Source organism: Bradyrhizobium sp. 23, assembly GCF_023073295.1.
GTDB lineage: Bacteria > Pseudomonadota > Alphaproteobacteria > Rhizobiales > Xanthobacteraceae > Bradyrhizobium > Bradyrhizobium canariense_D.
Genome location: NZ_JADPJF010000094.1, coordinates 1 through 2,134, shown reverse-complemented (window position 1 = coordinate 2,134; position 2,134 = coordinate 1). Strand labels below are relative to the sequence as shown.

Below are 2,134 nucleotides of genomic sequence, written 5' to 3'. Positions count from 1 at the left end.
ACGAGGTGCTCAAGAGCACGGGGCGGCGGCAGGAGCCCTTCGTCTACGGATCGCTCGGCGGCGACACCGTGGCGCTGGTGCCGCTGATTGCCCCAAAGGTCGATCCGGACGCGGAGTCCCAGCGAGACTACGAATTTGCGGCGCAGATCGGCACAAGGGAGGCGTGGACCTCGTTTCTCGGCGTTCACGGTAGCGGCCCCTACGCTGTGTCTGCTCATGCGGCCCTCGACAAGCTGGATGCGGCGGAGAAGGCCCGTGAAAAGGCAGACCTGCTGAGGCGGCAAGCCGAACAGCAAGCCAGGCAGAAGAACGAGGATGTCAAGAAGCAGATCGAGGAGCAGGCTGCGCGCCAGGCCGAGCAGGCGAAGCTCCAGGTCTCAGAACAGGCCCGGCGCGATCTGGAGAAGGAGCGCCAACGCATCGCCGAGCAGGCCAAGCGCGAGCTCGACGATGCCCGGCGGCAGGTTGCGGAGGCGCGCCGGCAGGCGGAGGATGCGGCCCTTCAGGTCGAGCAGGCAAAGAAGCAGGCCGCGCTGGACGCGCAGCAGCAGATCGAGGCCGCAAGGCGCGAACAGGAACAGCGCGAGCGGGAGCGACAGGCCACACTCGCCGCGCTAACTCCGCCGGCTGCGCCTGCCCCTGCGTCGGTTGTCGTGCCGGCAATGGATCCGGCGGATATTGCACGCCTGCTCCAGGCCCATCTGAAGCGCGTCGGCTGCGATCCCGGGACCACCGACGGTGCCTGGACGGCGCCGTCGCAAAAGGCGCTCGACAATTTCAACCGAAACGCCGGCACCAGATTCGACGTCAAAGTTGCCAGCCTCGATGCGCTCGATGCGGTGCGCGGCCGGCCCGATCGTGTCTGTCCGCTGGTGTGCGCCAAGGGACAAAAGGCAGAAGGCGATCGTTGCGTCCAGATCGTCTGCGACGGCAATGACGTGCTGGATGCCCAGAGCACGTGCCGCCGGCGTCCCGATCCGCCGCCGCAGAAGCCAAAGGCGGTATCGCGCCAGGAGCCGAGCCCGCGCGGTCGCGCACGTCCGTCCGGCGGAGCCGATTCATGCGGAGGCAGCTGTGAGGGTGATTGAGACCGGTGCCGAGAGCACGGTGCTTCGGCAGCTCACAGGCTGGGAACGACGTTGACGTTGACTTTCAGATTCAGGAACGTGCGCTTGCCGGCGCCGTCCTCGAAGTAGAGTCTGCTCTCGAAATGGTCGCTGCCGGTAAAGCCGGAATTCGGCCGGTACACAGCCTTCGTCGAGTTGACCAGGCTGTAAGATCCGTTCGCCGGAGAGACGACGACGTCCTGGCCCACGAACGGACCCAGGGATTGGAAATTGAACCCGCAACCGCGGTCTTGCGCGACCCGCATCGGGATGACGACATTACAACCCTGGCAGATGTTGAAATGCGGGCGACGGCAAGCTGCGTTGGCATTCAAGCCGTGGGCGTTTCCGTAGCTCTTGTAGCCCGGGCGCATCTTGTCGGCGCTCGCAGTGCCGGAAAGAAGCAACGAGGCGCTGGTTACAATCGACAATACAACTGTCATGAAAGGACGGATCATTCTGAAAACCCCTTGGCGGCCAACGAAGCAAAAGCGATTTATGCCGACATAGAAGCTCAAGCGCCCCGGGGAGGCAAGTATCTGCGGAAGGTTGCTGGACAGCTTCCCAATGCCATGCCCCTTCCACTATCATTTCGAACAGGGAGTCGCCCGGCAGGACACTGCGCGGCGGCAACCGTCTCGCCTGACGGCCGGGCCTGATGTGTGATCGATGGCACAGACCCGAGGGCGGACCGCTATCGAAATAGTACTCATATCGATTGCAGCCACATTGCTGACGCGTGGAGCGAAGCCTGCATCATGATCCGATTGAGCCCTTCAGTCCCGATGTTGCGTTCAAGCCGGTTGGTCTGCCGGCTTGCGCTGTCGATGTTGTGGATGCTGGCAGCGGCGACGACCGCGCAGGCCGACAAGCGAGTGGCGCTGGTCCTTGGTGTGTCCAACTACCAGAGCGTCGCGCGGCTGGCCAATCCCGACAACGACGCCGCCGCCATCAGCGACGTGTTCAAGCGGATGGGGTTCGATATCGTGGAGCTTCGCCGCGATCTCGGCGTCATCGAGATGCGGCGG

General features: G+C 64.1%; 2 protein-coding genes and 1 pseudogene. 2 read left to right on the top strand and 1 reads right to left on the bottom strand.

Features of this window, described 5'->3' with window-relative positions; translation table 11 throughout:
• Positions 1-1,088 (top strand): annotated as a pseudogene (locus IVB32_RS22800) (hypothetical protein); the annotation flags it as partial.
• A gap of 32 nt (positions 1,089-1,120) precedes the next feature.
• Here the strand turns inward: IVB32_RS22800 and IVB32_RS22795 are convergent.
• On the bottom strand, positions 1,121-1,564 hold the full coding sequence (locus tag IVB32_RS22795) for a hypothetical protein (protein WP_204512507.1): 444 nt from the start codon (positions 1,562-1,564) through the stop codon (positions 1,121-1,123).
• Between the two features lie 378 nt (positions 1,565-1,942).
• Between IVB32_RS22795 and IVB32_RS22790 the strand changes: the two genes are divergently transcribed.
• Positions 1,943-2,134, top strand: a 192-nt coding sequence (locus IVB32_RS22790) for a caspase family protein (protein WP_247411488.1), incomplete at its 3' end; no start/stop codon positions are given.